The sequence below is a fragment of the New Jersey aster yellows phytoplasma genome, from assembly GCF_002554195.1.
Lineage (GTDB): Bacteria > Bacillota_I > Bacilli_A > Acholeplasmatales > Acholeplasmataceae > Phytoplasma.
In genome coordinates this window covers 1-3,101 of the sequence record NZ_MAPF01000067.1, presented here as the reverse complement: position 1 = coordinate 3,101, position 3,101 = coordinate 1, and the positions used below count along the sequence as shown (strand labels likewise).

Genomic DNA, 3,101 nt, shown 5'->3' with positions numbered 1-3,101 from the left:
ATATTTTAAATTACAAAAACTTAAATTAAAACTTAAAAAGATTATTAAAAAAAGATATTAAAATATTAAATAAAGTTGAATGTCAATATTGGTATAGATATCTTGAAAATAATTATATTTAAAGTTTTCAACTTTCTCCTTAATTTAATTTGATTAAATTAGTTTAAATTAAATATTTTTAATTAATTTTGCTGTCTAATTATTGGACGGCTTTTGTTGTTGGAAAAAAATAAATAAAATTATTTATAAATTACAAAAACTTTAAATTATTGAAATTATTAATGTTATAATATAAGCAATAATAAAAAGATTTTTTTAAAAAGAAACAATATTTTAAAAAACTCAGTAATCGCCTACAAAAAATCCCTTGAAAATTGAGATAAAATGATAATAACAATGTTTAATTCAATGGCTATTTTTTTTTAATTTAGTCATGATTTCGTTAATGGCTAGACGGTCATTTTCTAAATGGTTGTTGGTTTTGGTTATTTGAATGTGGTCAATGACGATAATTTCGGCTTTTTTTGTTTTAAATGAAGGCTATAAACTAAATAAATTACATAATTAATATTTTTGCTTTTATCATAATTAAATGATAAATTTATGTTGGTAAAAAAAATTGTTTTGTTGTTTTTATCCTTTCCTTGTAGGTGTTTTGCGTGATGCTTAAGTCCTCCAATTTTTTATCTAAAATAACATTCAAGGGAATTTGAGTTTGGTGGGATAATAAACGATTTAAATTTTCTTCTAAGGTCATTTCATAAGAAAATACCAAAATATGAGGATAATGAGAAATTTCTTGGTTTTTTGGTTTTGGCTATATATAAAATGAAGTTATAGACCAAAGTTGCTTTATCTAATCCAATCTCCCCTAATAGTTATGATTTGGACTTTTTTGAATCCTTTTGTTAATTGGTTGAGCCCTTTAAAAGTTTCCGATAAGTGGTAATATTCTTCTTGGATTTTTTTGTTTTGCCTGAGATTATCTTTGTCAAAAAAATCAGGATGTAAAGAGACAATTTGGGGACCTTATTCTTAACAATAAAATATAACATCTATTTTGTTGAATTCAATTTATTTTTATTTTTTTGTTATAACCTACTAATAGGTTTTTTGTTTAAATTATTAATTATATTTATTTTTTTTGCCATATCTTCTAATGATAATTTTTTATCATTAATATAGTAACTAATTTTTATTGGTTTATTTTTATTTTCTTTAATATGGTTGTTTTGAATTTGATAAATTGTTTTTAAAGGAACATTATAAGGCGTCGCCATAACTTGATGATTATTAGTAATTAAAAATAATCCTAATAAAATAAATAAAAATATATTCAATAATAATAAATTGTTTTTAAATTTAAACATTATATTAAATCTCCTTTTATTCCTTTAATTTTTAACATATTGGAGTTATTAAAATTTTGCAACTAGTGATATAATATTTCTTTTATTATTTTTTGGTTTCTTGGGATTTATCATATTTGTGTTTAACTTGTTAAAGAGATAAAGTATTGCGGACGGGGTTAAGGTGGAGATGGAAAAAGGTTAATGCGAAGTTATCATTTTCAACGAAACAACCGCCAAGGCAATAGTCTTTAATCGTCATTGTTGTTATTTTTCGAATTTTACATATTTATCTAAATAAAAATATCATCTTAAGCATCGAAAGAATCAACATCAAATCCGTTAAAAGTGGTATGGTTATAAGTATCAAGATCTTTTATTCCAACGACTGAAAGGATGACGATCTTTGATTTAAAAAAACTAAGTTAGAATGTTCTTTTTTGGGTTTGGAGTCTGTGTTAAATGGTTAAAATATCATTAAAACCGCCCTTTTTGGTTTGAGTTTGTTGTTGATAATAACCGATGCCATTAAAGCAATCAAATATGTAATGAATTTTAATTATTCGTTGATTTCTTACTTTATAATTAATTTCTTCTTATTCGCCTTTTATATCAGATTTGATTTCTTTTAAAATAGGGATTTTTCTTTCGGTAATTTAATGATTTCCATTTCAATTAAAACAATCCAACTGATAATAAAAAAAGAATTATCCCTAAAATAATAAAAAACTATTTGATTATTTTTTAATTTTGATTATAGATTCCTTTCCTTTTTAATACATCACTATTTTAACACACTTAACTTTTTAATTTTTAAAATTCTTCAGTATTGCCTTTGTTTTGAATCATTTAGTCTTTAATAATATTTTTATTAGCGTCATTCAAAGTCATTACTTCTTGTAAGGTTTGATTTTTTTTGGTAATAAATAAATTATTGATAATTTTGATAATTTTCTTGATTTATTAAAGTTTCTAATGTGATATTTTCGTTATATTCTTGTTTGTTTGGGATTTTTTTAATCGATATCTTTTTTTAAATCTTTTTTTTGATTATTTGAGTTTGGGGTTTCATTTTCTTTTTAATTGGGTTATTATCGTTGGGATTGAATAGTCGAAGGAAACTGAAAAAGAGATATTTAAATATAAAACATAAACCAACAACAAATAACTTTCCAGATACAAAATCAATAGTAAAATTTGAATTAGTCATTTTCATTGTCATTTCTGATCGGTGTGTGGTTGTTATCTTCATTGTTTTGAGTTTTTAACAATCTTTTTTCTTTTTTTAGATTGTCAAATAGCTACTTTATGTTTTTTTGTTGTTTTATTTGATATAATAATTTTTCTTGCGATGTTTTTTATTTGTTCTAGTTTTTAAAATAATAATTTGTTCTTTGTTGTTCTAAGGTTTGAAGTTTTTTATTAGGAAAATTATGCTTTGGGTTTGAAAAACCGACCTATTAAAGGAAATAAGAGTATTTTTTATGATGATTATTTAATGCATAAAATAGATGAAAAAGGTAATATTAAAATACCTCAAAATTATTATGAGAAAAAGAATGTTAAATGTGTTAAAAATTGCTTTGCTTTGGGCTAATGCTTATGCATCTGTTATGAATAAAATAATATAAAACATTATAAACATTTAAATCCAATTAGTCAAAACGTTCAAATTTTTAGACCATCAAAAACAAATCTTTTATTTGAAAAAATTGAAATTAGTAAATGTAAATTTTTTATAAAGGCACTTTT

Annotated in this window: 2 protein-coding genes and 1 pseudogene; 1 reads left to right on the top strand and 2 read right to left on the bottom strand. The window is 22.5% G+C overall.

Features of this window, described 5'->3' with window-relative positions; genetic code table 11:
• Positions 1-362: 362 nt before the first annotated feature.
• Positions 363-1,023: pseudogene (locus tag BBA70_RS03440) on the bottom strand (DnaB-like helicase C-terminal domain-containing protein); the annotation flags it as partial.
• Between the two features lie 68 nt (positions 1,024-1,091).
• Complete coding sequence (locus BBA70_RS03435) at positions 1,092-1,370, bottom strand: SVM family protein (RefSeq protein ID WP_011412918.1); 279 nt, start codon at positions 1,368-1,370, stop codon at positions 1,092-1,094.
• A gap of 1,417 nt (positions 1,371-2,787) precedes the next feature.
• Here BBA70_RS03435 and BBA70_RS04015 point away from each other — a divergent pair.
• Positions 2,788-2,946, top strand: a complete 159-nt coding sequence (locus tag BBA70_RS04015; RefSeq protein ID WP_011412917.1) for a hypothetical protein — start codon at positions 2,788-2,790, stop codon at positions 2,944-2,946.
• The last annotated feature ends 155 nt before the right edge of the window (positions 2,947-3,101 follow it).

Excerpts from the sequence above, each read along its gene's own strand:
- BBA70_RS03435 (WP_011412918.1), bottom strand. The coding sequence starts at position 1,370 with ATGTTTAAATTTAAAAACAATTTATTATTATTGAATATATTTTTATTT.